The sequence below is a fragment of the Kribbella sp. NPDC104218 genome (assembly GCF_055584105.1).
In genome coordinates this window covers 3,132,714-3,158,076 of sequence record NZ_JBVJMQ010000001.1, presented here as the reverse complement: position 1 = coordinate 3,158,076, position 25,363 = coordinate 3,132,714, and the positions used below count along the sequence as shown (strand labels likewise).

The 25,363-nt window shown below is 69.0% G+C and carries 26 protein-coding genes; 10 read left to right on the top strand and 16 right to left on the bottom strand.

Annotated features, from left to right (window positions below):
- Nucleotides 1–67: 67 nt before the first annotated feature.
- Nucleotides 68–763, top strand: a complete 696-nt coding sequence (locus ACZ6ZD_RS14860; protein ID WP_465672105.1) for a response regulator transcription factor — start codon at nt 68–70, stop codon at nt 761–763.
- The gene (locus ACZ6ZD_RS14855) at nt 760–2,016 is read left to right on the top strand and encodes a sensor histidine kinase (protein ID WP_465672103.1); all 1,257 of its coding nucleotides are present in this window, start codon (nt 760–762) and stop codon (nt 2,014–2,016) included. Before ACZ6ZD_RS14860 ends, ACZ6ZD_RS14855 begins: the two co-directional genes overlap by 4 nt.
- 3 nt (nt 2,017–2,019) lie before the next feature.
- Here the strand turns inward: ACZ6ZD_RS14855 and ACZ6ZD_RS14850 are convergent, their stop codons facing one another.
- The 9 genes from ACZ6ZD_RS14850 to ACZ6ZD_RS14810 all read right to left on the bottom strand — a co-directional run bounded on the left by ACZ6ZD_RS14850 (nt 2,020) and on the right by ACZ6ZD_RS14810 (nt 10,089).
- Complete coding sequence (locus tag ACZ6ZD_RS14850; RefSeq protein ID WP_465672101.1) at nt 2,020–2,424, bottom strand: DUF3592 domain-containing protein; 405 nt, start codon at nt 2,422–2,424, stop codon at nt 2,020–2,022.
- 93 nt (nt 2,425–2,517) lie between these two features.
- Complete coding sequence (locus tag ACZ6ZD_RS14845; RefSeq protein WP_465672099.1) at nt 2,518–2,964, bottom strand: DUF3592 domain-containing protein; 447 nt, start codon at nt 2,962–2,964, stop codon at nt 2,518–2,520.
- A 14-nt stretch (nt 2,965–2,978) separates the two neighbouring features.
- Complete coding sequence (locus ACZ6ZD_RS14840; RefSeq protein WP_465672097.1) at nt 2,979–3,485, bottom strand: DUF3592 domain-containing protein; 507 nt, start codon at nt 3,483–3,485, stop codon at nt 2,979–2,981.
- Nucleotides 3,475–3,897, bottom strand: coding sequence for a hypothetical protein (locus ACZ6ZD_RS14835; protein WP_465672095.1), 423 nt, complete (start codon nt 3,895–3,897; stop codon nt 3,475–3,477). Before ACZ6ZD_RS14835 ends, ACZ6ZD_RS14840 begins: the two co-directional genes overlap by 11 nt.
- A gap of 27 nt (nt 3,898–3,924) precedes the next feature.
- Nucleotides 3,925–5,340, bottom strand: coding sequence for an FGGY family carbohydrate kinase (locus ACZ6ZD_RS14830; RefSeq protein WP_465672093.1), 1,416 nt, complete (start codon nt 5,338–5,340; stop codon nt 3,925–3,927).
- A gap of 122 nt (nt 5,341–5,462) precedes the next feature.
- A complete protein-coding gene (locus tag ACZ6ZD_RS14825) occupies nt 5,463–6,923 on the bottom strand; it encodes a mannitol dehydrogenase family protein (RefSeq protein ID WP_465672091.1) in 1,461 nt (486 codons plus the stop codon).
- Entirely contained in the window at nt 6,920–7,765 is an 846-nt protein-coding gene (locus tag ACZ6ZD_RS14820; protein WP_171677919.1) for a carbohydrate ABC transporter permease, read from the bottom strand. Before ACZ6ZD_RS14820 ends, ACZ6ZD_RS14825 begins: the two co-directional genes overlap by 4 nt.
- On the bottom strand, nt 7,762–8,712 hold the full coding sequence (locus tag ACZ6ZD_RS14815; protein ID WP_465672089.1) for a carbohydrate ABC transporter permease: 951 nt from the start codon (nt 8,710–8,712) through the stop codon (nt 7,762–7,764). Before ACZ6ZD_RS14815 ends, ACZ6ZD_RS14820 begins: the two co-directional genes overlap by 4 nt.
- 12 nt (nt 8,713–8,724) lie before the next feature.
- Nucleotides 8,725–10,089: an ABC transporter substrate-binding protein gene (locus ACZ6ZD_RS14810; protein WP_465672087.1), complete on the bottom strand. Its 1,365-nt coding sequence runs from the start codon at nt 10,087–10,089 to the stop codon at nt 8,725–8,727.
- A gap of 267 nt (nt 10,090–10,356) precedes the next feature.
- Between ACZ6ZD_RS14810 and ACZ6ZD_RS14805 the strand changes: the two genes are divergently transcribed.
- The 5 genes from ACZ6ZD_RS14805 (at nt 10,357) to ACZ6ZD_RS14785 (ending at nt 14,225) form a co-directional block, all read left to right on the top strand.
- On the top strand, nt 10,357–11,313 hold the full coding sequence (locus ACZ6ZD_RS14805; protein WP_465672085.1) for a sugar-binding transcriptional regulator: 957 nt from the start codon (nt 10,357–10,359) through the stop codon (nt 11,311–11,313).
- Nucleotides 11,306–12,094 carry a phosphotransferase gene (locus ACZ6ZD_RS14800; RefSeq protein WP_465672083.1) on the top strand — a complete coding sequence of 263 codons (789 nt, stop codon included), beginning with the start codon at nt 11,306–11,308 and terminating at the stop codon, nt 12,092–12,094. The genes ACZ6ZD_RS14805 and ACZ6ZD_RS14800 overlap by 8 nt, the downstream gene beginning before the upstream one ends.
- Before the next feature lie 111 nt (nt 12,095–12,205).
- The gene (locus ACZ6ZD_RS14795) at nt 12,206–12,811 is read left to right on the top strand and encodes a uridine kinase family protein (RefSeq protein WP_465672081.1); all 606 of its coding nucleotides are present in this window, start codon (nt 12,206–12,208) and stop codon (nt 12,809–12,811) included.
- 39 nt (nt 12,812–12,850) lie between these two features.
- Nucleotides 12,851–13,489: a hypothetical protein gene (locus ACZ6ZD_RS14790; protein WP_465672079.1), complete on the top strand. Its 639-nt coding sequence runs from the start codon at nt 12,851–12,853 to the stop codon at nt 13,487–13,489.
- 76 nt (nt 13,490–13,565) lie between these two features.
- The gene (locus ACZ6ZD_RS14785) at nt 13,566–14,225 is read left to right on the top strand and encodes a DUF998 domain-containing protein (RefSeq protein WP_465672077.1); all 660 of its coding nucleotides are present in this window, start codon (nt 13,566–13,568) and stop codon (nt 14,223–14,225) included.
- Here the strand turns inward: ACZ6ZD_RS14785 and ACZ6ZD_RS14780 are convergent.
- The 6 genes from ACZ6ZD_RS14780 to ACZ6ZD_RS14755 form a co-directional block, all read right to left on the bottom strand.
- Nucleotides 14,178–15,452, bottom strand: coding sequence for a thymidine phosphorylase (locus tag ACZ6ZD_RS14780; protein WP_465672075.1), 1,275 nt, complete (start codon nt 15,450–15,452; stop codon nt 14,178–14,180). The two genes, ACZ6ZD_RS14785 and ACZ6ZD_RS14780, sit on opposite strands and share 48 nt — an antisense overlap.
- Nucleotides 15,449–15,841, bottom strand: a complete 393-nt coding sequence (locus ACZ6ZD_RS14775) for a cytidine deaminase (RefSeq protein WP_465672073.1) — start codon at nt 15,839–15,841, stop codon at nt 15,449–15,451. The genes ACZ6ZD_RS14780 and ACZ6ZD_RS14775 overlap by 4 nt, the downstream gene beginning before the upstream one ends.
- A 14-nt stretch (nt 15,842–15,855) precedes the next feature.
- A complete protein-coding gene (locus ACZ6ZD_RS14770) occupies nt 15,856–17,142 on the bottom strand; it encodes an ABC transporter permease (RefSeq protein ID WP_465672071.1) in 1,287 nt (428 codons plus the stop codon).
- Entirely contained in the window at nt 17,139–18,323 is a 1,185-nt protein-coding gene (locus ACZ6ZD_RS14765) for an ABC transporter permease (protein WP_465672069.1), read from the bottom strand. The genes ACZ6ZD_RS14770 and ACZ6ZD_RS14765 overlap by 4 nt, the downstream gene beginning before the upstream one ends.
- The gene (locus tag ACZ6ZD_RS14760) at nt 18,324–19,874 is read right to left on the bottom strand and encodes an ABC transporter ATP-binding protein (protein ID WP_465672067.1); all 1,551 of its coding nucleotides are present in this window, start codon (nt 19,872–19,874) and stop codon (nt 18,324–18,326) included.
- Between the two features lie 90 nt (nt 19,875–19,964).
- Complete coding sequence (locus ACZ6ZD_RS14755) at nt 19,965–21,044, bottom strand: BMP family lipoprotein (protein WP_465672065.1); 1,080 nt, start codon at nt 21,042–21,044, stop codon at nt 19,965–19,967.
- Between the two features lie 261 nt (nt 21,045–21,305).
- Here ACZ6ZD_RS14755 and ACZ6ZD_RS14750 point away from each other — a divergent pair, with 261 nt between their 5' ends.
- Genes ACZ6ZD_RS14750 through ACZ6ZD_RS14740 form a run of 3 tightly spaced genes read left to right on the top strand, consistent with a single transcriptional unit; the run spans nt 21,306 to nt 23,608 of the window.
- Nucleotides 21,306–22,487: an amidohydrolase gene (locus ACZ6ZD_RS14750; protein WP_465672063.1), complete on the top strand. Its 1,182-nt coding sequence runs from the start codon at nt 21,306–21,308 to the stop codon at nt 22,485–22,487.
- A gap of 37 nt (nt 22,488–22,524) precedes the next feature.
- Nucleotides 22,525–23,106 carry a helix-turn-helix domain-containing protein gene (locus ACZ6ZD_RS14745; RefSeq protein ID WP_465672061.1) on the top strand — a complete coding sequence of 194 codons (582 nt, stop codon included), beginning with the start codon at nt 22,525–22,527 and terminating at the stop codon, nt 23,104–23,106.
- A 55-nt stretch (nt 23,107–23,161) separates the two neighbouring features.
- A complete protein-coding gene (locus ACZ6ZD_RS14740; RefSeq protein WP_465672059.1) occupies nt 23,162–23,608 on the top strand; it encodes a hypothetical protein in 447 nt (148 codons plus the stop codon).
- Between the two features lie 119 nt (nt 23,609–23,727).
- Here the strand turns inward: ACZ6ZD_RS14740 and ACZ6ZD_RS14735 are convergent, their stop codons facing one another.
- Complete coding sequence (locus ACZ6ZD_RS14735; protein WP_465672057.1) at nt 23,728–25,308, bottom strand: acyl-CoA mutase large subunit family protein; 1,581 nt, start codon at nt 25,306–25,308, stop codon at nt 23,728–23,730.
- Nucleotides 25,309–25,363 lie beyond the last annotated feature (55 nt).

The window sequence follows — 25,363 nt, the reverse complement described above, 5'->3', positions numbered from 1 at the left end:
AAAGCCGATCGAAAGTCCACCGAAAGAGCAGGACGGCGGCGCGCGCTCCGCCCGCTACCTTGGTGTCGTGCGACTACTGGTGGTGGAGGACGAGGAAGGCCTGGTCAGCGCGCTGCGCTCGGGACTCGGCCGGGCCGGCTATGCCGTCGACACGGCGCTGAACGGCGCCGAGGCGGTGGAGAAGCTCGCGACGACGGCGTACGACCTGGCGATCCTGGACATCACGCTGCCGGACACCAGCGGGCTCGACCTGTGCCGCGCCGTCCGCCGCGGGGAGATCGAGGTCGCCTCGGGGCGGGAGCTGCGGGTGCTGATGCTGACCGCGCGCGCATCGCTGGCCGACCGGGTCCGCGGGCTGGACGAGGGCGCCGACGACTACCTGACCAAACCGTTCGCGCTCGTCGAGCTGCTCGCGCGGATCCGCGCGCTGCTCCGGCGCGACGTGACCAACGGCAGCACACAGCTGCACGTGGGCGATCTGGTGCTCGACTCGTCCCGGCACCTGGCGACGCGGAACGGCCGCGAGCTCCCGCTGACCTTGAAGGAGTTCGGCGTCCTGCGGTATCTCATGTCGCGGCCGGGGCATGTGGTGTCGGCCGAGGAGCTACTCGAACACGTGTGGGACGAGAACGCGGATCCGTTCACCCAGAGTGTGCGGGTGACCGTCGGGACGTTGCGCCGCAAGCTCACCCAGGACGGCGAGGAGCCGGTGCTGGAGACCGTGATCGGACGGGGTTACCGGCTTCGAGGTGAGGAAACGTGAGCAGACTGCCGAGCTGGGCCCAGACGATCCGCTTCCGGCTGACGCTGACGTACTCCGCCGTCCTGATCGCGTTGTCGGCGTTGATGCTCGGCGGGGTCTACTTCGCGCTGAAGGCCTACCTGGATCCGAAGCCGCTGAGCCCGATCGTGGTCAACAAGTACTACAAGGACTCCAGCGGGACGGTACACATCAAACCGGGGAAGACGATCGAGGCGGCCGAGATCTCGACGATCCAATCGGCGGTCAACTTCCAGACGCTGGAGATCTTGCGCACGTACTCCGTGGCCGGGATGGGCGCGCTGTTCGTGGTCAGCCTCGGGACGGGGTGGTGGCTGTCCGGGCGGGCGCTCCGGCCGGTCCGGCAGATCACGGCGACCGCGCAGGAGATCTCGGCCACCGACCTGTCCCGGCGGATCGCGCTCGAAGGCCCGCGGGACGAGCTGCGCAACCTGGGCGACACCGTCGACGACATGCTCGAACGGCTCGAATCGGCCTTCGTCGCGCAGCGCCAGCTCGTCGACGACGCCTCCCACGAACTGCGCAACCCGCTCGCCGTCATCCAGGCGAACGTGGACGCCGTCCTCGCGCACGACGACACGCCGTCCGAGGACCGCGCGCAGGCGACCGCCATCGTCAGCCGCGCCATCCAGCGCATGACGCGACTCGTCGAAGACCTGCTCGCCTCGGCCCGCCGCTCCTCCCCCGCCTTCGTCGACGCCGACGTCGACCTGGCCGCCATCACCGGCGAAGCCGCCGAGGAGTACGAACTCATCGCCGCCGACCGCGAACTGAACGTCGTCCGACGGTTGTCCCCCGGCCCCGTCGCAGCCGGCGACGCCTCCGCCCTCCGCCGCGCGGTCGACAACCTGCTCTCGAACGCCGTCCGCCTGGCCCGCGGCGGCAGCCAGCTGGTCCTGGCCGTCGGCAGCCAGAACGGCTGGGCCTGGATCGCCGTCCGCGACGAAGGCCCCGGCATCGCCGCCGACGACGCCGACCGCGTCTTCGACCGCTTCTACCGAGCCGGCCGCCCCCAACCCCCAGCCACCGTCCCCTCCACCGGCCAACGCCGAGCCGGCCTAGGCCTCGCCATCGTCCGCCAGATCGCCGAATCCCACGGCGGCACCGTAGCCCTCCACTCCGAACTGGGCATCGGCTCCACCTTCATCCTCTGGCTCCCCGACCGCTCCCTGACCGACGACATCCGCCGTACCCCCACCCCACCCACCCACGACCCCCTAGGCCCCCGCCTCTGAGCCTCAGGTCGGCTGGCGGCGCATGGAGGCGATGGAGCCAAGTAGGAACAGGAGGGCGACGCCGGCGGAGGTGTAGGTCGGGGTCTTGGTGTCGTAGCCCCAGTCGGCGGTCTGGATGCGGTTGGGGTGTTCGGGGTCGTAGACGATTTCGATGGGTTGGCCCTTGGTCGCCTGGCGGAAGTTTCGGGTCTTCGAGGTGATCGTCCGGCCGTCCCGTGTCGTGTAGCGGACCTCGATGCTCTGGTGTTTACCGGTGTCGTCAACCTTCACCACGGTGCCCGTGACCGTCTCGCCCCGCTCCTGCAGCCCCTGCTGGGTGTGCACCCACAACCACGCCGCCAGCACACTCGCCAGCGCCCCAGCCAACAACACCCCACTAGCCAGCCCGAACCGCCATCTACGCTCCACGCCCCCTGTGACGGCCGAACCCCCCACTCAGTTCCGCGGACGCCCGCGTTAGGCCCCGCCGCCGAGCGCGCACCCGGCCCACAGGCCCTCCGGCTACGGCTCCCGTTGATCTCCGGCGCCGAAGCGGATCGCGCGGAGGAAGGCGAAAGCGCCGTAAGCGGCGGCGAGGCTGATCAGGCCCATGCCGGCGAGCGACCAGTAATCGAGGCTTCGGGCGGCCGGTTGCATACGGTCGGGCTGCTCGGGGTCGTAGATGATCTCGACCTGGGCGCCGACCGGAAGGTCTTCGTCATGTTCGGTCTCCTCGATCCGGGTCTCGCCGCCACGCGTCGTGTAGCGGACCTGGATGTAGTGCTCGTTGCGCGTCTCACGGCGGTCGACGACCGTACCGGTGACGACCTCGCCGCGCTGCCGCAACCAGTACTGGTCATAGACCGGCGCAAACACGATGCCGACGATCAGCACCACGGCAACCGCCATCGCGCCGCCCAGCTTGATTCCCCGCCCCACCGCCATGCGAGTCCGACGAACGCCGTCCATGCTCAGTTCCCTGGTCAGTAGCGCGCGGCGCGGAGGTAGGCGAGGCCACCGGCGGCGAAGGCGAGGCTGACGATGCCCAGGCCGATGACGGGCCAGCCGTAGCTGCGGGTGAAGTCGGCGGTTTGCATGCGGTCGGGTTGCTCGGGATCGTAGATGACGTCGAGCTGGGCGCCGACGCGAATTTTGCTCACGTCGTAGGCGTTCGAGGTCGACTCGGTGACGGTCTCGCCCGCGCGGGTGGTGTAGCGGACTTCGATCCAGGGTGATCGACCGTCCTCGCGATCGACGACCGTGCCGGTGACGACTTCGCCGCGGTGTCGCAGCCAGTACAGGTCATTGACCTCAAAGTAGGCGATGCCGACGACTACCAGCGCGCACAGCAACAAGACGGCGCCCTCTTTGTTCCACCCCCAGCCCCGCTGCGGCCGGCGCTCCCGCGCCTGGCGCCGGCGGATTCCCGCGTTCTCCGCCCGGCGCTGACGACGTCGCTTCTTCCTCGCCCGGCCCTGTCTACGGCTCACGGCGGCGGATCCGGCGGACGGCGTCGATGATGAAGAGGGCGGGGAAGAGGACGCCGAGGGCAAAGACGGCGTCACTCCAGAGGGGGATGTCGGCGTCCTTGAGCCGGGTGGGGTTCTCGCGGTCGTAGACGAGGTCGATCGAGTCGCCCTTGGCGTACGCGTTGGCCGCGGTGAGACCGGCGGCGACGGTTTCGCCGGCGCGGGTGGTGAAGGTGACGTCGACGGACTTCGTCTTCTGGCCCGGAGCTCCGGAGACGACGACCCCGGTGGCGGTCTCGGCCCGCAGGATCAGCGCGAGCTTGCCCGCGCCGTGGATCGCCGCGGGCACGGCGATGAGCAGCGGCAGGACGAGCATCAACACCGCCGCGCGGCCGAAGCGAGGCTTCGGGGCGGGCTGGGCCGAGTGAGTCATGCCGACTTCGACGTCGTCCGGTAGCGGTCAGTTCCCGTTGTAGGGGGTGGCCAGGAGGGGGCGGGTGTTGGTGAGGACTTGGGCGTAGTTGGTGCGGATGGGGGTGGGGTCGAGGGGGATGGCGGGCTCGGGTTTGGCGGTGGGGACGGGCCAGGTGGGGAGGGTGCCGGTGAGAGCCCAGGCGGCTTGGCGGGCGGCGCCGAGGGCGACGTACTCGGCGGGGTCGGGGAGGATGACGTCGGCGCCGAGGAGGGCGGGGGCCAGGGCTTGGACGGCGCGGGACTTGGCGCCGCCGCCGAGGAGGTGGATGCGGTTGACGGGGATGGACTGGGCGCGGAGCGCGTCGACGGCGTCGGCCAGGCCGCAGAGGAGGCCTTCGACGGCGGCGCGGGCCATCGTCTCGGGGTTGGCGGTCGCCCGGGTGAGGCCGTAGACGAGGCCGGTGGAGTGCGGGAGGTCGGGCGTGCGTTCGCCGTCCAGGAACGGGAGCAGGACGAGACCCTGACTGCCGGACGACGCCAGCGCGGCTTCGTCGAATTCGGCCAGTGACATGCCGAGGAGCTGTGCGGTCGCGGACATCACGCGGGCGGCGTTCAGCGTGCAGACCAGCGGGAGGTACTCGCCGGTGGCGTCGGCGAAGCCGGCCACGAAGCCGGAGGTGTCGGCGGTCGCGTGGCTGGAGCGGGCGAACGCCGTCCCGCTCGTACCGAGCGAAACCGCGACGTCGCCCACCTGCAGGTCGAGGCCGAGCGCGGCCGCGGCGTTGTCGCCGGTGCCCGCAGCAAGCGCGGCGCCGGACGCCGTCCGCCCGACGATCTCGCCCGGACCGGCAACCCGCGGCAAGGCGAGGGAACGACCGAAGGCGCGGACGACGAGGTCCTCGCGGTAACGGTTGGTGGCCGGCGACCACCAACCGGTGCCAGAAGCGTCTCCTCGGTCGGTCGTGATGCCGTCGATCCCACTCCGGTCCGCAGCGAGCCGGTGTGTCATCCAGTCATGCGGCAGCACCACCGCGGCCGCCCGCTTCGCAGCCTCCGCCTCGCGGATCCACCTGAGCTTGGTGACGGTGAAGGAGGCGACGGGGACCGAACCGACAGCTTCGGCCCAGGCCTCCGGGCCGCCGAGCTCAGCGATCAGCTCAGCGGTCGCCTCCGCCGAGCTGGTGTCGTTCCACAAGACCGCGGGGTGGACGACGTCGCCGGCCTCGTCGAGCAGCACCATCCCGTGCTGCTGACCGCCGATCGAGATCGCCTCGACGCCGTCGAGCAGCCCGGCCGACGCGCTCTCCCACGCCTTCCACCACTCGCCGGGGTCGACCTGCGTGCCATCCGGATGCGGAGCCCGCCCTTCCCGGAGCACGGCCCCGGTCTCGACGTCGCACACCACAACCTTGGTCGCCTGGGTGGAACAGTCCACCCCGGCCACCAGCCTCGGCTCGGACATTCAAGCTCCCTCTCGCTGGACGGCGGACCCCAGCCACTGCACAACCTCCGCGTTCAGGCTCAGCTGAGCGTGAGCCCGGCCCCGGAAAGTGAGTTGTGAGGTGGTGGCGGTCCGCGCCCAGCCTAAAGCCGTTCCAGCGTTGCTCGCGCGCCGATCTCGTGTAGCGAGTCGAGAGCCGCGGCGTACTCGGCGACGAAGCGCCCGTTCCGCTCGAGATCCGCGAACAGGTCCGGGTCGGCGATGAACGCCAACGGGTCGTCGACGTTCTGCTGCGCCCGCGCCATCAGCTTGTCGCGGAGCCGGTCGACCACCTCGATCGGCTCCCCCTGCTCGTCGACGCCTTCGGCGTACCGGGCCCACGAGGCGACCACGAGCGCCGACCGCTTGATCTCCCGACCGGCCGCGAGCTGCTCGCGAATGACCGGCACCAACCACTTCGGGATCCGGTCCGAACTCTCCGCGCACAGCCGCGCCAGCGTGTCCCGAACCTCCGGGTTCGCAAACCGCTCGATCAGCTGGTGCCGGTACTCGTCCAGATCGACCCCGGGCACCGGCGGCAACGTCGGCGACCCCTCCTCGGTCATGTAGCCGAGCAGGAAGTCCACGAACAGCTTGTCCTGGCAGACCTCGTGCGCGTACCGGTAACCCGACAGATACCCGAGGTAGCAGAGCGCCTGGTGCGAGGCGTTCAGCAGCCGCAGCTTCATCAGCTCATAAGGCTCCACGTCCTCGACGATCTGGACGCCGACCTCCTCGTACGCCGGCCGCTCGCCGCCGAAATCGTCCTCGAGCACCCACTGCGTGAACGGCTCACACACCACCGGCCAGCCGTCCTCGATCCCGAACCGCTCCGACAGCGCGGCCCGATCACCGTCGGTCGTCACCGGCGTGATCCGGTCCACCATGCAGTTCGGGAACCGGACCTCGTTCTCCAGATGATCGGCCAGCGCCGGATCCTTCAACCGCGCGAAGGCGGCCAGCATCTTCCGCGCGACATGCCCGTTGCCCGGGATGTTGTCACACGACATCACCGTGAACGGCGGGATCCCGGCCGCCCGCCGCCGGGCCAGCGCCTCGACCACGAAACCGAACGCGCTCCCCGGTGTCGCGTCCGGTTCCAGGTCGGCCTCGAGACCGGTCGTGTCCAGCTCCCCGGTCACCTGGTTCACGTGGTAACCGCCCTCGGTGATCGTCAGCGAGACGATCCGGGTGGCCGGGTCGACCATCCGGTCGAGGACGGCGTCCGGGTCGTCCGGCGCGAACAGGTAGTCCACGATCGAGCCGATCACCCGCGGTTCGAGCGTCCCGTCCGGGTGCTTGACCACCAGCGTGTACAGGTGGTCCTGCGCGGCCAGGACGTCGTCCATCCGCTGGTCCTGCGGGAGGACGCCGACGCCGACGATCCCCCAGTCGAGGGCCTTGCCGGCGTTCATCAGCGCGTCCAGGTACATCGCCTGATGGGCGCGGTGGAAGCCGCCGACCCCGAAGTGCACGATCCCCGGCGTCACCGCCGTCCGGTCGTACGCCGGGGCCGCGACCTCGTTGCCCAGAGCACCCAGTACGCCGGTCGCCAGCGCCGTCACTTGACCGCCCCCAGCGACAACCCCTGGACGAGCTTGTCCTGGGCCGCGAAACCGGCGATCAGCACCGGCAGCGAGACGACGATCGAGGCGGCGCACACCTTGGCGAGGAACAATCCTTGGCTGGTCACGAACCCAGTCAAGAACACCGGCGCCGTCTGCGCCACCGTGCCGGTGAGTACACGGGCGAAGAGCAGCTCGTTCCAGCTGAAGATGAAGCAGATCAGCGCCGCCGACGCGATGCCCGGCGTCACCACCGGCGCGACCACGGAACGCAGCGTCCGGGTCAGCGAGGCGCCGTCCACCGAGGCCGCTTCGAGGATCTCGGTCGGCACCTCGGACAGGAAGCTGCGCAGCATCCAGACCGCGATCGGCAGGTTCATCGAGGTGTACAAGATGATCAGCAGCCAGATGTTGTCCAGGAACCCGACCGACTGCGCGAACAGGTAGATCGGCAGCAGACCGGCCACCACCGGCAGCATCTTCGTGGACAGGAAGAAGAACAGCACGTCCGTCCACTTCCGCACCGGCCGGATCGACAGCGCGTACGCCGCCGGGAACGCCAGCAGGATCACCAGCGCGGTCGACAGCACACTCGCGGTCAGCGAGTTCGCCAGCGACGGCCACGGCCCGGTCGCGAAGAACTCCTTGTACCCGCCCAGCGACAGCGGCGCCCCGAAGTCCGGCGGGTTCTTCGCCGCGTCCTCCTCGGTGTGGAACGACGTCAGCAGCATCCACAACACCGGCATCACGAACAGCAGGCCGACGACCCAGGCCAGCCCGGTCAGCGCGAACCCGCCGCCCCGATTCTTCTTGCCAGTCACAATCGTGACCTGCCCACTCATCGTCCGGTCTCCTCTCGGAACAGCGACGACACCGACCGCAGCGCGAAGGTCGCGATCAGGATCGTGCCGATCACCACGATCACGCCGGCGGCCGAGGCGCGGCCGTAGTCGTGGGCGGTGTAGAAGGTCTGGTAGATCGTGTAGGGCAGGTTCGCGGTGCCGAGACCGCCGGACGTGATCGTGAAGACCGCGTCGAAGTTCTGAACGACGTAGATCGAGCCGAGCAGCGCCGACAGCTCCAGGTACTGCCGCAGGTGCGGGAGCGTCATGTAGCGGAAGATGTCCCACTGACTCGCGCCGTCGATCCCGGCCGCTTCGATGACGTCGAGCGGGCGGCTCTGCAGCCCGGCCAGCAGGATCAGCATCATGAACGGCGTCCACTGCCAGACCAGCGCGAAGATGATCGACCACAACGGCTGATTGCTGATCCAGTCCGGCTGGGGTGCGTTCTCGCCGAAGACGCCCTTGAGCAAACCGTTGAAGAGCCCGTACGACGGGTTGTACAGCGCGTGTTTCCAGAGCAGCGCCGCCGCCACCGGGACGACGAGGAACGGCGTGATCATCATCGTCCGGACGATGCCCCGGCCGCGGAACTTCCGGTCCAGCAGCAGGGCGATCATCAACCCCAGCACGAGGCTGATCAGCACGACGCCGACCGTCAGCAGGATCGTCACCCAGATCGCGCTCCGGGTGTTCGCATCGGTCAGCACGCGGCGGAAGTTGTCGATCCCGGCGAACCCGCGCTCGTCCGGGTAGTACGCGTTCCAGTCCATGAACGAGGTGATCAGCGTGACGACGAACGGCAGCTGGGTCACGACGATCATGAAGATCAGCGCCGGCAGCAGCGGCGCCCGCCGCGCCCAGTCGCCGGTCTTACGCATCATCGAACCGCTCTGACCGCCCGAGTGCTTCGGCTTCGCGGCCGGCGGCTTGGTGTCAACGGACATGGCTCACTCCCCTCACTTCGCCGCGCGCGAGCGATACCGCTCCGCGACGTCGTCGGCGAGCACCTGCCCGCGTTTCAGCGCTTCGTCGACGCTCATCCGGCCGGCGATCGCCGAGCTCACGTCCTGACTGACCTGGGTGCCGAGATCCGGGAACTCCGGGATGTCGACGAACTGGATCCCGATCGCGGGCCGCGGCTGCGTGCCCGGGTTGCGCGGGTCCGCGGTCTCGATGGCCGCCTTGGTCGGCGCGGCGAAGGAGCCGGCCTCCTGCAGGTACGCCGGGTTCTCGTACGTCGACGCCCGCTTACCGGCCGGGACGCGGGACCAGCCCAGCTTCTCGCCGACCAGCTGCTCGTACTCCTTACTGGAGGCCCACGAGATGAACTTCCAGGCGTTGTCCTGTTTCTTGCTGGCCTGCTGGATGCTCCAGGCCCACGCGTACAGCCAGCCGGACGAGTCGGTCTCCTTGACCGGCGCCGGGGCGTACCCGATCTTCCCCTTGACCGGCGAGTTCGGCGCCTCCAGCGAACCGGCGGCCGACGTCGCGTCGTACCACATCGCGACGTTGCCCTGGATCAGGTTGTTCAGGCACTCGGTGAAGCCGGCCTGCGGCGCGCCCGCCTCGCCGTGGTTGCGGACCAGGTCGACGTAGAACTTGGTCGCCTCGGTGAACTTCGGCGAGTTCACCTGGGCCTGCCAGTCTTCGGTGAACCAGGTACCGCCGAAGGTGTTCACGACCGTGGTGAGCGGCGCGAACAGCTGCCCCCAGCCGGGCTGGCCGCGCAGGCAGATCCCGCGCATATCGGGCTGTGCCTTGTCGACCTTGGCCGCGATGTCCGCGACCTCGGCCCAGGTCGGCTTCGCGGGCATCGTGACGCCCTTCGACTCCAGCACGTCCTTGCGGTACATCAGGAACGACGACTCGCCGTAGAACGGTTCGCCGTACACCTTCCCGTCCTCACCGGACAGCGACTCGGTCATCGGCTTCAGGATGTCGTCCTGGTCGAACGCGGCGTCCTTCGCGATGTGGTCGGACAGCGGCGCGATCCACTTGCTCTTGGCGTAGATCGGGATCTCGAAGTTGCTCAGCGTCGCGACGTCGTACTGACCGGCCTGGCTGGAGAACTCCTGGCTGATCTTGTCCCGGACGTCGTTCTCGGGCAGCACGGTGAAGTTCACCTTGATCCCGGTCTGCTTGGTGAAGTTGTCGGCGGTCAGCTGCTGCAGGTCGACCATCTGCGGGTTGTTCACCATCAGCACGTTGATGCTGTCGGCCCCACCCCCGCCGGCCCCGCCGCCCCAGCCGGCGCACCCGCTCGCCGCACCCACCACAAGTGCGACAGCGATCGCTCCGACCCGCTTACTCGATCTCACCACGAACCACTCCTCCGCTGAAACCCACCCGCCGACCACCCACCGCGGCCGCGAATCCCATCCCGCCGAACATCCGGCGCTGTCGCGAATTCCCATCCCGCCGAGCGAAGCGAGGCGGTGCCGTTGGCCGTTGCCTTTGCCTTTGCTCATTTGAGCATGCCTCCGCTCACTGGGCACGAGTGAAGCGGAGTGGGGGTTGACCTGTCAAGAGGTTGTGCCACACTGTGCAGGTACCCGCTCATATGAGCGGCGCATTCATGGGGAGGCGGGATGGAGCCCATCGCGGGCGGACCGGCACAGCTGGTGCTGACGGCGTCGATCGCGCGCCGGTACTACGTGGACGGCCGGTCCAAGGTCGAGATCGCGGACGAGTTCCGGCTCAGCCGGTTCAAGGTCGCGCGGCTGCTCGACCAGGCCCGCAGCAGCGGTCTGGTCCGGATCGAGATCAGCCATCCCGGCAACGTCGACCTGGACCTGTCCGCGCGGCTGCAGGAGACCTTCGGCCTGCGCCGCGCGATCGTCGTCGACACCCCCGAGGACGACCCGGCCGCGCTCAGACTCCAGCTGGGTAAGGCCGCGGCCGAGCTGCTGACCGAGATCGTCACCGCGGACGACGTCCTCGGCCTGGCCTGGGCGCGTGCGGTGACGGCGATGACCGACCAGCTCACCTCGCTCGCGACCGTCCCCGTCGTCCAGCTCACCGGCGCCCTCACCCGGCCGGACGTCGAGGCCAACTCGGTCGAGCTCGTCCGGCACACGGCCCGGCTGTCCGGCGGTCCGGCGTACCTCTTCTACGCCCCGCTCGTCGTGCCGGACGCGACCACCGCGCGCGCCCTGCGGCAACAGCCCGAGGTCGCCGACGCGATCAGTCACTTCGACGTGGTGACGAAGGCTGTCGTCGGCCTGGGCTCGTGGGCGGCCGGCCAATCCACGCTGTACGACGCGATGGACGAGACCGCGTGTGAGCAGCTCCGCAAGCGCGGGGTCGTTGCCGACATCTCCGGTGTCTTCGTCGACGCGAACGGCGTACCGGTGCAGAGCAAGGTCACCGATCGGGTGATCGCGATCAACGCTGAGCAGATGAACGCGATCGACGAGGTGATCGCGATCCCGTACGGCCTGGCGAAGGTGGACGCCGTCCACGCCGCCGTCCGCAGCGGGCTGGTGAACGGCCTGGTGACGCACAGTCCGCTCGCCCGGGCGCTGCTCGACGCACACAATGGATGAGGTGGAGACTCCGCTGCTCGGTGGTACCGCCAACCGCGGCCTGGTCGTCCGGGTGCGCGACACGGTCCGGCGACCGATCCGGCCGAGCAGCCCGGCCGTCCATGCCGTGCTCCGGCACCTGCACGACGTCGGGTTCGAGGGCGCGCCGCGGTTCCTGGACGTGGACGCGCAGGGCCGGGAAGTGCTTTCCTACGTCCCCGGCGAGACCGTGACACCGCCGTACCCCGACTGGGCGATGACGGACGCCGCACTCGACAGCGTGGCGATCCTGCTCCGCGAGTACCACGCGGCCGTGGCCGGCTTCCCGGCCGACGGGCTCAGCTGGCTCGAGCCCGTGCCCCCGGCGTACGTCGACGGCCTGATCAGCCACAACGACCCGAACCTGGACAACATCGTCTTCCGCGACGGCCGCGCGGTCGCGCTGATCGACTTCGACCTGGCCGGCCCCGGCTCAGCCCTCTGGGACGTCGCCGCCGCCGTCCGCCTCTGGGCCCCGCTCCGCCCGGACGCCGACATCCACGACCCCCGCCGCGGCCACACCCTAAGCCGCCTCCGCCGCTTCGCCGACACCTACGGCCTGGACGACGCCGACCGCCTCCGCCTCGTCGAAGCCACAGCCGCCAACCACCTCTGGTGCATGGACTACGTCCGCCGCGGCGCCGAAACCGGCCACCCCTGGTTCCACCAACGCTGGACCACCGGCGAATCCGACCTCACCACCCGCACCAACACCTGGTTCACCCACCAAACCCCAACCCTCCAGGCCGCCCTGTTGCAGTAGTCACGGCCCGAAGGACAGGACGTAGTCGGCTGCGTAGAGCGGCCCGGGAGCGGGGCGCTCGGGGTGGAGGGGCGGTCCCCAGGGGGTACCTCCTGTTGTTCGTGTCGGAGAATGGGGCGGGTGAGTGCGCGTGTGGTGTTGCTGGCGGGGCCTTCGGGGGCTGGGAAGTCTCGGTTGGCCGAGCTGACGGGGCTGCCTGTCGTCCGGTTGGACGACTTCTACCGGGACGGGGACGACGAGGCGATGCCGCGGTCGCCGCTCGGCATCGTGGACTGGGACGACCCCGCTTCCTGGGACGGTGAGCGCGCAGTGGCCGCGCTGGAGGAGCTCTGTACGACGGGGTCCGCGGATCTGCCCATTTACGAGATCGCCGCCGACGGGACGGTTGGGCACCGGGAGTTCAGTATCGGCGCGGCCCAGCTGATCATTGCCGAGGGCATCTTCGCCGACCAGATCACCAGCGCGCTCAGGGATCGCGGCCTGCTGGCGGCCGCGTTCTGCGTCTACCACCACCGGGTGGTGACGTTCCTCCGCCGCTTCCAGCGTGACCTGCGCGAGCACCGCAAACCGCCGTTCACGCTGCTGCGTCGCGGTCTGCTGTTGTTACGTGACGATCCGCAGGTGGTTCGGCGTTGTGTCGAGGCCGGGTGCGAGCCGCTGCGCCCCAAGGCCGCTCGCCGCCGGATCGACGCCTTGTTGGCCGAAGCACAAACCTGACGTCGGCCGCTGTTCACCTGGCCCTGATTGCGTGATCACGTGAACCGCACGGCGCCAGGTATCGCCGCTGTTGTGACCGCCCTGCTCCTCGGCCTGACCGGCTGCGGCAGTGACGCGGGGGCTGCGGTGCGTCCAGCCGAGCCGCCGAAGCCGAGCGTGACGCCGGTCAAGAGCCCGCTGGCCGGGCTCGTCGTCCTCCCGCGCGGCTACGTCGCCGACGCCAAGAGCACCCCCGGCCCGTTCACGTCCACCAGCTTCCTGGCGGAACACTCCGCCGACCCCGCGCTCGACCGAGCCCTGCTACTGAACGCCGGTTTCGTCGAGGGCTACCGCGCCAGCCGGCTCAGCCCGGACAAGAAGCAGCGGTACGTCGTCCAACTGTTCAAGGCCGCCAGCCCCGCGAAGGCCAAAACCCTGCAAGAGGGTCGCTGGTACCAGAGCGCCCGCAAGCACCCGTTCCGTGTCCCAGGAGCGCTCAGCGACACCCAATCCGGGTACGACGGCAGCCGCGGGCGGAACGAGGCCGTCGCCGAGGCGAGCTTCGTCGTCGGCTCGCTCGTCGCGGAGCTGTCCGTCCACGGCTCAGCTCCCCTCGGCACTGACGTCCGGCCGGACACCGCGCTGATCACCACCCTCGTCGCCCAGCAGCGGGCTCGACTCACCAGCAAATCCAGCTGAGGGTCGCGTCCGGGCTACCCGTGATGGAGCCTGCGGGGTAGTTCGCTCCGCCCGTTCGGTTCATAACGTGCTGTAGGTGAAGCGATTAGGAACCTTGAGCGGGGCGGTCGGCTGGTTCGTCGGCGCAGTGCAGTTCTTCCTGGTGATGACACTGGTCGAGCTCGCCTGGACGACGCCGTACAGCTGGGCAGACAACAACATCAGCGACCTGGGCAACGTGCACTGCGGCGACTTCGGCGGCCGCTACGTCTGCTCACCCCTGCACACCTTGATGAACGTGTCGTTCACGACCGGCGGCGTACTGATCATCCTCGGCACGATCCTGACGTACGCCGCCTGGCCGCGAACCGTGAGCAGCTGGCTGATCCGCTTGTTGCTAACAGCAACCGGCATCGGCTGGATGATCGCCGGCCTGTTCCCGGCCGACGTGGACGAGAACCTCCACGTAGTCGGCGGCGCCTTCGTCATCTTCACCTGCGGCAACCTGGCCCTGCTCCTGGCCCCACTCCTCCGAACCGGACCACTGGCGAAGCTCCGCTGGTGGAGCTTCGCCTTCGGCCTCCTCGGCCTCACCGCCATGTTCCTGCACTTCACCGGCACCGGCCTCGGCCTCGGCACCGGCGGCATGGAACGAGTAACCGCCTACGGCATCCCAATCTGGCTCGCCATGGCCGGTTTCCGCTTGTTCTTAACCGATCCGGTCGATGACGAGCGGGCCGGCCTGGTACGACGCTGAGACCGCGACTGCGTCGGTCAGCGACTCCAGGGCGCGGTCGAAGCGGGTTGGGTCGTCGGTGTGCAGGGTCAGTAGGGGCTGGCCGGCGGTGATGGTGTCGCCTGGCTTGGCGTGCAGCTCGATCCCGGCGACCGGGGACACCGGGTCCTCCTTGCGGGCGCGGCCGGCGCCGAGGCGCCAGGCGGCGACGCCGACGGCGAGCGCGTCCAGCTTGGAGAGGACGCCGGACTCCGACGCCGTCACGACATGTTGTTCGGGGGCGACTGGGAGCTCGGCGTCCGGGTCGCCGCCCTGGGCCGCGATCATCGAGCGCCACGCGTCCATCGCCGTACCGTCGCGGAGCTTCTCGGCCGGGTCGACGTCGGTGACGCCGGCAGCGTTCAGCATCTCGACGGCGAGCGCGACTGTCAGCTCGACGACGTCGGCCGGGCCGCCGCCCGCCAGTACCTCGACGGATTCGCGGACCTCCAGGGCGTTGCCGGCGGTCAGGCCGAGGGGGACGGACATCTCGGTGAGCAGGGCAACGGTTTTCACGCCGGCATCGGTGCCGAGCGCAACCATCGTCTCGGCCAGTTCGCGGGCGTCGGCGAGGTCTTTCATGAAGGCGCCGGAGCCGACCTTCACGTCCAGGACGAGCGCGCCGGTGCCCTCGGCAATCTTCTTGCTCATGATCGAGCTGGCGATCAGCGGGATCGCCTCGACGGTGCCGGTCACGTCGCGCAGCGCGTACAGCTTCTTGTCGGCCGGGGCGAGGCCGTCGCCGGCGGCGCAGATCACGGCGCCGACGTCCTCGAGCTGGCGCATCATCTCGTCGTTCGAGAGCGCGGCGCGCCAGCCGGAGATCGACTCCAGCTTGTCGAGCGTGCCGCCGGTGTGGCCGAGGCCGCGCCCGGACAACTGCGGGACGGCGACGCCGCAGGCCGCGACCAGGGGCGCCAGCGGCAGCGTGATCTTGTCGCCGACGCCGCCGGTGGAGTGCTTGTCGGCGGTCGGGCGGGACAGTCTCGCGAAGTCCATCCGCTCGCCGGAGGCGATCATCGCCGCCGTCCAGCGGGCGATCTCGCGGCGGTTCATCCCGTTCAGCAGGATCGCCATCGCGAGTGACGACATCTGCTCGTCCGCGACGTCGCCGCGGGTGTAGGCGTCGATCACCCAGTCGATCTGCCCGTCGCTCAGCTCACCGCGATCCCGCTTGGTCCGGATCACGTCGACCGCGTCGAAGCTCACTTCTCCTCCAGGAACTCAGGGCCGAACGCATCCGGCAACAACTCCCGCAACGGCCGGCTCCCGGTCGCGGTCTCGATCCGCAACTCCGGCCCGCCGTGCTCGTGCAACAACTGCCGGCACCGTCCGCACGGCGTCAGCAACTCCTCGTTGTGGTCCACACAGGTGAACGCGACCAAGCGGCCGCCGCCGGTCCGGTGCAACTCCGACACCAGGCCGCACTCCGCGCACAACGTCAACCCGTACGACGCGTTCTCCACGTTGCACCCGGCAACGACTCGGCCGTCGTCCGTGACCCCGGCCGCGCCTACGGCGTACCCGGAGTACGGGGCGTAGGCACGGCGCATCGCATCCACCGCGACAGCTCGCAGCTGCTTCCAATCGACATCCACCCGGCCAGTGTCCATCATTCGGTCACATACGGTTCGCCATCTGCCTTGGGAGCGCGAACCCGGCCGACCAGACCGGCGACGGCGATGATGGTGGCCAGGTAAGGGGCCATCAGCAACAGCTCGCCGGGGATGGGCGTCTGGATGATCTGGAGCTGGGACTGGAGCTGGGTGGCGAAGCCGAAGAAGAGGGCCGCGACCATGGCGCCGATCGGGTGCCAGCGGCCCATGATCAGGGCGGCCAGCGCGATGAAGCCGTTACCGGCGGTCATCTCCTTGGTGAAGGAACCGGCGTAGCCGACGGTGAAGAAGGCGCCGCCGAGACCGGCCAGGACGCCGGCCCAGAGGACGGCGGAGTACCGGACCCGCTTGACCCGGATGCCGACCGTGTCGGCCGCCTTCGGGTGCTCGCCGACCGCCCGCACTCGCAAGCCCCAACGGGTCTGGAAGAGCACGAAGGTGACGACGGCGACCGCGATGTAGGTCAGGTAGACCAGCGCGGTCTGGTTGAACAGGATCGGCCCGATGAACGGGATGTCGCCCAGCCCGGGGATCTTCACCGCGGAGAGCACGTCCGGCGTGTTCAGCTTGGCCGCGTCCTCCTGCAGGAACTGATCGAACAGGAACCCGGTGACACCGGTCGCGAACACGACCAGCACGACGCCGAGCACGACCTGGTTGACCAGGTACTTGATCGAGAACACCGCGAGCAGCAACGCCATCAGGACGCCGGACACCGCGGCCGCGATCAGCGCCGCGACCGCGCTCCCCGTCGTACTCGCGACGACCGCCGCGGTGAACGCGCCGACCAGGAACTGGCCCTCGATCGCGATGTTGATGACGCCGGCCCGCTCACACAGCACACCGGCGAGCGCGCCGAGGATCAGCGGGGTGGCGAAGTTCAGCGTGCCCTGGAACTGGTTGGCGAGCGGGAAGGTCTTGCCCGCCGCGGCCCAGCACAGGAACGCGCCGATGAAGCAGACCCCGAGGACGACGGCCAGCCAGCCGGAGTACTTCTGCGGAACCCGGCGCAGGACGTAGGCGACCGCGGCCAGCACGCCGAGCGCGCCGAGCAGCAGCGCGACCGGCTGCGCGGGCAGACCGAGCAGGTTGTTCTCCAGGTCGCCGGAGACGAGCTGGAAGGTCGCCTTGCCGCCCTTGGTGAAGATCGCCAGGCCGAGACCGATCAGCGCGAAGACCAGCATCAGCCCGCCGACGCGCAACCGGCGGACCCGGTCGGCCGGGGCCTCGATCGCCGCCGGAGCGGCGGCCGGGACCGTGTCCTGAACCGTCACGTCGCTCATCCGTTCCAGCCTTTCGCGAGGATGGCGCCGGATCCGCGATCCTTCGGCAGGAACCGGAAGATCGAGCGGACCAGCGCGGGCGCGGCGACGAACAACACGATCGTTGCCTGGAGCACCGTCGTCAGGGTCAGCGGCGTCTGCGTGATCAGCTGCATCTGCAGACCGCCCGCGTTCAGCGCGCCGAAGAGCAGGCCGGCCAGCACGGTGCCGAGCGGCGTCCCGCGGCCGAGCAGCGCGACCGTGATCGCGTCGAACCCGACGGACGCCGCAACGCCGTCCGTCAGCGGCAGGTCGGTGCCGAGCACCTGCTGGCTGCCGGCCAGACCGGCCAGGGCTCCCGCCACGACCATGGCGACGACGTACGCGCGGCCGACCGACATCCCGGCCGTCTTGGAGGCGTCGGCGTTCGCACCGACGGCGCGCAGCTCGAAGCCGATGGTCGACTTGTTCAGCAGCCACCAGACGAAGACCGCCGCGACCAGCGCGAGCAGGAAGCCGACGTGCAGCCGGGTGTCCCCGAACTGCGGGTACTGCGCGTTCGCGTCGACGATCGGCGAGATCGGGTCGGCGCGACCGGGGCGCTGGAACGTGGACGTCGTCAGCAGCCACTGCAGCAGGTAGATGGCGACGTAGTTGAGCATGATCGTGACGATCACCTCATGGGCGCCGGTACGCGCCTTGAGCAGGCCGACCACACCGCCCCAGATCGCGCCGCCGATCAGGCCGGCCACGATCGCGACGACCAGGTGCAGGACCGGCGGCAGGTGCCAGGCGAACCCGACGTACCCGGCCAGGATCGCGCCCATGATCAGCTGCCCCTGGGCGCCGATGTTGAACAGACCGGTACGGAACGCCAGCGAGACGGCCAGGCCGCCGCAGATCAGCGGCGTCGCCTGGGTCAGCGACTCGCTGATCGGGGTGATCCCGCCGAGCGCGCCGACCGCGAGCGCCTTGTAGGCCTCGCCGACCGCGGAGAAGGCGGCCGAGATGGTGTCCATCGGCGCGGCGCCGAAGTACCCGATCGCGGTCTTCACGTCGTCGTCGCCGACGATGATCAGGATCGCGCCGACCAGCAGCGCGAGCACGATCGCGCTGACCGAGACGAGGCCCTGGATCGCCCACGACGGCAGCCCGGACCGCTCCGGTTTCGCGACCGGCGGGGTGGCAGTTGCTGTGCTCATCTAGATGGTTCCCAACGTGGTCGGGTTCTCGATCGCGACGTCGTGCGCCTCGGTCCTGGAGGCGCCGGCCATCATCAGGCCGAGCTCGTCGCGCGGGGTGTCGGCCGGGACGACGCCGACCACCTTGCCGCGGTACATCACCGCGACCCGGTCGGCCAGCGCGGCGATCTCGTCCAGCTCGGTGGACACGATCAGGACGGCGGTGCCCTGGTCGCGTTCGCGGACGATCCGGCCGTGCAGGAACTCGATCGAGCCGACGTCCACGCCGCGGGTCGGCTGCGAGGCGACCAGCAGCTTCAGCGGCCGGGACAGCTCGCGGGCCAGCACGACCTTCTGCTGGTTACCGCCGGACAGCGACGACACGGTCAGGTCGATGCCCTGGGTGCGGATGTCGAACTCCTCGACCCGGGCGTGTGCGTTCTTGTCGATCTCGTCGGTGTTCAGCGCCAGGCCGTTACCGAACGGCGCCTTGCGGAACAGGTCCAGGACGAGGTTCTCCGCGACCGTGAACGAGCCGACGAAACCGTCGTGCCCGCGGTCCTCGGGGACGTAGCCGATCCCGGCGTCCAGGCGGTGCCGGGTGGACTTGCCGGTCAGCTCCTCGCCGCTCAGCGTGATACTGCCGGCGGCGATCGGCGTCAGCCCGAGCAGCGCCTCGGCGAGCTCGGTCTGGCCGTTGCCCTGGACACCGGCCACGGCGAGGATCTCACCGGCCCGGACCTCCAGGTCGACGTCGTCCACGGCGGTGAAGCCGCGCTCGTCGATCACGGTCAGGCCGCGCACCTGCAGGACGGCGTCCTGCGGCTGGGCCGGCTCCTTGTCGACGACCAGGTCGACCGCGCGGCCGACCATCAGCTCGGCCAGCTGCTCCTCGGTGGCCGACGGCTCGGCCTGGCCGACCACCTTGCCGCGGCGGATCACGGTGATCTTGTCCGCGATCGCCTTGACCTCTTTGAGTTTGTGGGTGATGAAGACGATCGAGGTGCCGTTCTCCTTGAGCTGGCGCATCACCGCGATCAGCTCGTCGATCTCGGCCGGGGTGAGCACCGCGGTCGGCTCGTCCAGGATCAGCACGCTGGCGTCGTTCGTCAGCGCCTTGATGATCTCGACCCGCTGCTGGACGCCGACCGGGATGTCCTCGACCAGCGCCTCCGGGTCGACCTCGAACCCGTACCGCTCGGACAGCTCGGTGACGAGCGCGTTCGCCTTCTTGCGGTCCAGCACGCCGCCGGGGTGGGTGTTCTCCCGGCCGAGCATGATGTTCTCCGCGACGGTGAACACCGGGACCAGCATGAAGTGCTGGTGGACCATGCCGATACCGTGCCGGATCGCGTCACTCGGCGAGGTGATGGTCACCTTCTGGCCGTCGATGACGATCTCGCCGGAGTCGGGCTGCAGCAGCCCGTACAGCATGTTCATCAGCGTGCTCTTGCCGGCGCCGTTCTCACCGAGCAGGCAGTGGATCTCACCCGGCTCGATGACCAGGTCGATGTGATCGTTGGCGACCAGGGAGCCGAAGCTCTTCGTCAGGCCGGACAGCTCGAGATGCATGCGCTTCCCTCTCGGACCTCTCGTAGCGAGAGCCAGGAAGGCGTGACCTGTCGGTCTGCCTTCCTGGCTCGCACCGTACTACGCGGTGGTTCAGGACGCCTTCGGCTGCGCCTTGGACTCGATGGTGATCTTGCCGCCGACGATGTCGGTCTTGAGCTGCTCCAGCTCGGTCTTCAGCTCGGCCGGGATCTTCGAGTCGAACTCGTGGAACGGCGCCAGCGAGGTGCCGCCGTTCTCCAGCGTGCCGATGAACTGCGAGTTGTCGAACTTGTTGTCGACGACGGAGACGATCGCGTCCTGGACGGCGACGTCCATGCCCTTCTTGACACTCGTCAGCAGCACCGAGCAGTACTCGGCGGCGGACTCGCAGCCGTCGGTGTCGACCCAGATCGCGTTGACCTTGCCGTTGCTGGCCTTGGCCGCCTGCAGACCGCCCAGACCCGCCGGACCGGCGACCGGGAAGATGATGTCGGCGCCCTGGGTGATCAGGTTCTGGGCGTTGTTCTGGCCCTTGGCCTTGTCCTCGAAGTCACCGGTGAACAGACCCTCCTGCTTGGTCTCGTCCCAGCCCAGCAGCGCGACGTTCTTCGACTTCTGCTTGTTGTAGTACTTCACGCCCTCGGCGAAACCGTCCATGAAGATGGTCACCGGCGGGATCTTGACGCCGCCGAAGGTGCCGACCTTGCCGGACTTCGACATCGCCGCGGCCAGGTAGCCGGCCTGGAAGCTCGACTGCGCGGTGTTGAAGCCGAGCGGCTTGACGTTGGCGATTGGCTTCGCCGGGGCGGAGTCCACGATCGCGAACTTGACGTCCGGGTTCTTGGTGGCCGCGTCGTCGGTGGCGTCCTCGAGCTTGAAGCCGACCGAGATGATCACGTTGCACTTGGCGTTGACCATCGCGGTCATGTTGGTCGGGTAGTCGTTGTCCGACTTCGACTCCGCCTTGACCTCGGTCAGGCCCTTGGCCTTCACCGCGTCCTGCAGCCCCTTGTACGACGTCTGGTTGAACGACTTGTCGTCGAAACCGCCCGAGTCGGAGACCATGCACGCCTTGAAGGCCTTGTTGTCCGAGCCGCCGCCCGACCCGCTTTCGGTCGGCTTGCTGCCACAAGCCGCCACGGCGAGCGTCAGCACGCCCACGATCGCGGTTCCCCGCACGAACTTCTTCACCGGACGTCTCCTTCGTCGTACCAGTCTGTTTGCCGACACGCCTGCCCCTGCGTGCCATCCGCAGACTATAGGTGCGGCCAGTGCTTCTTTGAACGCCAAGTTGGCCTCGATACCGGAAAGTGACCGGCACTTTCGTCACATTTCCGCAACTCCTGCGGCACGCTCACGGTCAGCCTGGTAGTGGTCACCGTGCGCAAGCCCTCTGGTGGCACTGGTATGACGGTGAGTGAACGATTCAGGCCTCGTGTCACAATCGCGGGCATGAGTCATCAGCTGCTGGTCGCCGACGTCCTCGCCCGGGTCGAGGAGGTTCGCGAGACCACGGTCGAGCTGCGCCGGGACCTGCACGCGCACCCCGAGCTCGGCTGGCACGAGGTCCGGACGACGGAGCTCCTGGAGCGCCAGTTGAAGGACGCCGGCCTCTCGCCGCGCATCCTCCCGACCGGGACCGGGCTGATCTGCGACATCGGCTCCGGCGACTCCTGCGTCGCGCTCCGCGCGGATATCGACGCCCTCCCGGTGCCGGACGGCGTCGAGGCGCCGTGGCGCTCCACGATCGACGGCGTCGCGCACGCCTGCGGCCACGACATCCACACCGCGGGCCTCGTCGGCGCCGGGCTGGTCCTGGCCGGGATGGCGCGGGACGGCGTCCTGGATCGGCGAGTCCGGCTCATCTTCCAGCCGGCCGAAGAGGTGATGCCCGGCGGCGCGCTCGGCGTCATCGCCGCCGGCGGACTGGACGGCGTCCGCCGGATCTACGGCGTCCACTGCGACCCGCGCCTCCAGGTCGGCCAGATCGGCCTCCGCGTCGGCGCGCTCACCGCCGCGGCCGACCGCATCCTCGTCCGCCTCAGCGGCCCCGGCGGCCACACCTCCCGCCCGCACCTCACCGGCGACCTCGTCTACGCCCTGGCCACCCTCGTCACCGAGCTCCCGGCCGCCCTCTCCCGCCGCGTCGACCCCCGGGCCGGCATGTCCCTCGTCTGGGGCCGCATCACCTCCGGCTCCGCCGCCAACGCCATCCCCTCGAGAGGCGAGGCCGAAGGCACCCTCCGCTGCCTCGACGTCAACGCCTGGCGCCAAGCCGCCGACCTGATCCCCAAACTGGCCAACCAGCTGGTCGCCCCCTACGGCATCCAGGTCGACACCGAGGTCACCCACGGCGTCCCACCCGTCATGAACGACCCCGCCGCCATCGAAACCCTCCGCAACGCCGCCACCCAAACCCTCGGCGCCAGCGCCATCGCCCCCACCGACCAGTCCCTAGGCGGCGAAGACTTCGCCTGGTACCTCGAACACGTCCCCGGCGCCATGGCCCGCCTCGGCGTCCGCCCACCCACCCTCGACACCACCGGCGACCTCCACACCCCCACCTTCGACCCCTCCGAAGAGTCCATCTCCCTGGCCACCACCCTCCTGACCTCCACCGCCCTCCTCGACTGATCAGGTATTATCTGATCAGATAATTCAGGAGGCTGCGATGGACAGGGACAGTCAAGCGGTGGTCGCAGGGCTCAACCACGCACTCGCCGAGAGCGGGTTGTCCCAGGCCGCGTTCGCGATGGCCCTCGGCACCTCCGCATCCCGCTTCTCCACGTACCGGTCGGGGAAGACCAAGCCCACGGCGCAGTTCTTCCTGCGGGCGGGCCGAATCGCCCACGCCCTGCACGCGGCGCGAACGCACCGGATCATGACCGCACCCGGCACGGCGACAGCCATCCGCGACGCGAGTGACGGTGAGTGGGCCTGGCGAATGCTGCTTCAAGGCCGCGATCACCTACGCCTACTTCTGAACCGCCACGACGGCTCCGAAGCCGCCTGGGAAGCAGCACCGGCATCAACCGGACATCCCGGATTCGACACCCTCCTCGCCGTCCTCGCCGCTCATGAGTTCGAAGACGCCGGCCAAGACCCGCCGACGTGGAGCACTGTCGATCCTCTACCCGACCCATGGATCCCCGAACACCCGTTCCTGACGCAGGACGAGATCATCGCCAAGACCCCGGACTACCTGGCCCACTTCAACATCTACGTCCCCGCCCGCGACCTGGTCACAGCATGAGCTCTGCACCCAACGAGTTCACCGCGACGAGGTCGTACTCGACGAGGCCTGCAGGATGGCAGCTCAGCGGAAGCTGCCCGAGGACTGGCTCAACACCCGAGCCAGCGCCTGGATGCCGCCGCTCCCCGAAGGCGCGCTGAACCACGGCGAGACGCCTGGGCTGCGGATCACTTATGCCAGTGACGAATACCTGCTGGCCACCAAACTTGTCGCCCAGCGCAGGAAGGACTCCGGCGACATCGTCACGCTCGCCAAGCGTCTCAACCTGCTGAACGCCTCGGCAGACGACCTCGAACAGCTCGTCGCGCGCTACTACACCGACGAGGACTCGTTGGAGTTCATCCTCGACGGCACGGACCCGGGCCGCGAACTCCGCTTGCTGGCAGCCCGAGCCGAACGACTCCTGTCGAACCACAGTCCGACGCCAAGCCTTCCTCCAACACAGCACGAAGCAATCCCACCCCGTCGCCCATCAGGCCCGGCCGAGGGCATCGAACGCTGAACCTGCGGATCTGCCGCACTCACCAACTGTGCGGAGTAGCTGGTGGCGGCGGTCGGTTGAGCGTGGGGAGCCGGCCGGTGGATGGTGTCGGGTGAGTTGGTGAGTGGTGGGGGTTCGGGCTAGAAGGTGTCGGCTGGGACGTAGACGCCCCAGACGGCGCGGAGGGTGTTGCAGACTTCGCCTACGGTGGCTCGGGCTTTGAGGGCGCGTTTCATGGGGTAGAGGCAGTTGTCGGAGCTTTGGGCGGCTTTGGTGAGGTCGGCGAGGGCTTCGTCGACTTCGGCCTGGTCGCGGGTGGCGCGGAGGGTGGCGAGGCGGGCTACTTGCTGGGCTTCGATGGCGGGGTCGACGCGGAGGGGTTCGTAGGGTTCTTCGGCGGCGATCTTGAACTTGTTCATGCCGACGACGACGCGTTCGGCGGCGTCGATCTCGAGGGAGATGCGGTAGGCGGACTGCTCGATCTCCTGCTTCTGGAAGCCCTTCTCGATGGCGGCGACGGCGCCGCCGTACTCCTCGACCTGGTTCATCAGCTCGACGGCCTCGGCTTCGACCTTGTCGGTGAGGGCCTCGACGACGTAGGAGCCGGCGAAGGGGTCGACGGTCGCGGTGATGTCGGTCTCGTAGGCGAGGACCTGCTGGGTGCGCAGGGCGAGGCGGGCGGCCTTCTCGGTGGGCAGGGCGATCGCTTCGTCGTACGAGTTGGTGTGCAGCGACTGCGTCCCGCCGAGGACGGCGGCCAGGCCCTGGACGGCGACGCGGACGAGATTCACCTCGGGCTGCTGCGCGGTCAGCTGGACGCCGGCCGTCTGGGTGTGGAAGCGCAGCATCATCGACTTCGGGTTCTTGGCGCCGAACTCGTCCCGCATCACCCGGGCCCAGATCCGCCGGGCGGCGCGGAACTTGGCCACCTCCTCGAGCAGCGTCGTCCGCGCCACGAAGAAGAACGAGAGCCGCGGCGCGAACTCGTCGACGTCCAGCCCGGAGGCGACGGCGGCGCGCACGTACTCGATCCCGTCGGCGAGCGTGAAGCCGATCTCCTGCGCGGGTGTCGCTCCCGCCTCGGCCATGTGGTAGCCGGAGATCGAGATCGTGTTCCAGCGCGGCAGCTCCGCCTTGCAGTACGCGAAGATGTCGCTGATCAGCCGCAGCGACTCCTTCGGCGGGTAGATGTACGTCCCGCGCGCGATGTATTCCTTGAGGACGTCGTTCTGGATCGTCCCGGTCAGCTTGTCACCGGTGACGCCCTGCTCCTCGGCGACCAGTTGGTACAGCAGCAACAGCACCGACCCCGGCGCGTTGATCGTCATCGAGGTGGACACCTGGTCCAGCGGAATCCGGTCGAACAGCACCCGCATGTCGTCGATCGAGTCGATCGCCACCCCGACCTTGCCGACCTCGCCGGAGGCGATCGGGGCATCGGAGTCGTAGCCCATCTGGGTCGGCAGGTCGAACGCCACCGACAGGCCCATCGTCCCGGCCTCGATCAGCTGGTGGTACCGCTGGTTCGACTCCGCGGCCGTCCCGAACCCGGCGTACTGACGCATCGTCCACGGCCGCTGGGTGTACATCGTCGGGTACACGCCCCGCGTGAACGGGAACTTCCCCGGCTCACCCAGCTTCGCCGCCGGGTCGAACCCGGCCAGCGCGTCCGCGTCGTACACCGGCGCGAACTCGAACCCGGACTCACTGCGATGACTCATCTGACCACCGTAGGCCGAACCACCCCGGCACAGGTATGCAGTACCCGGGTGAGAT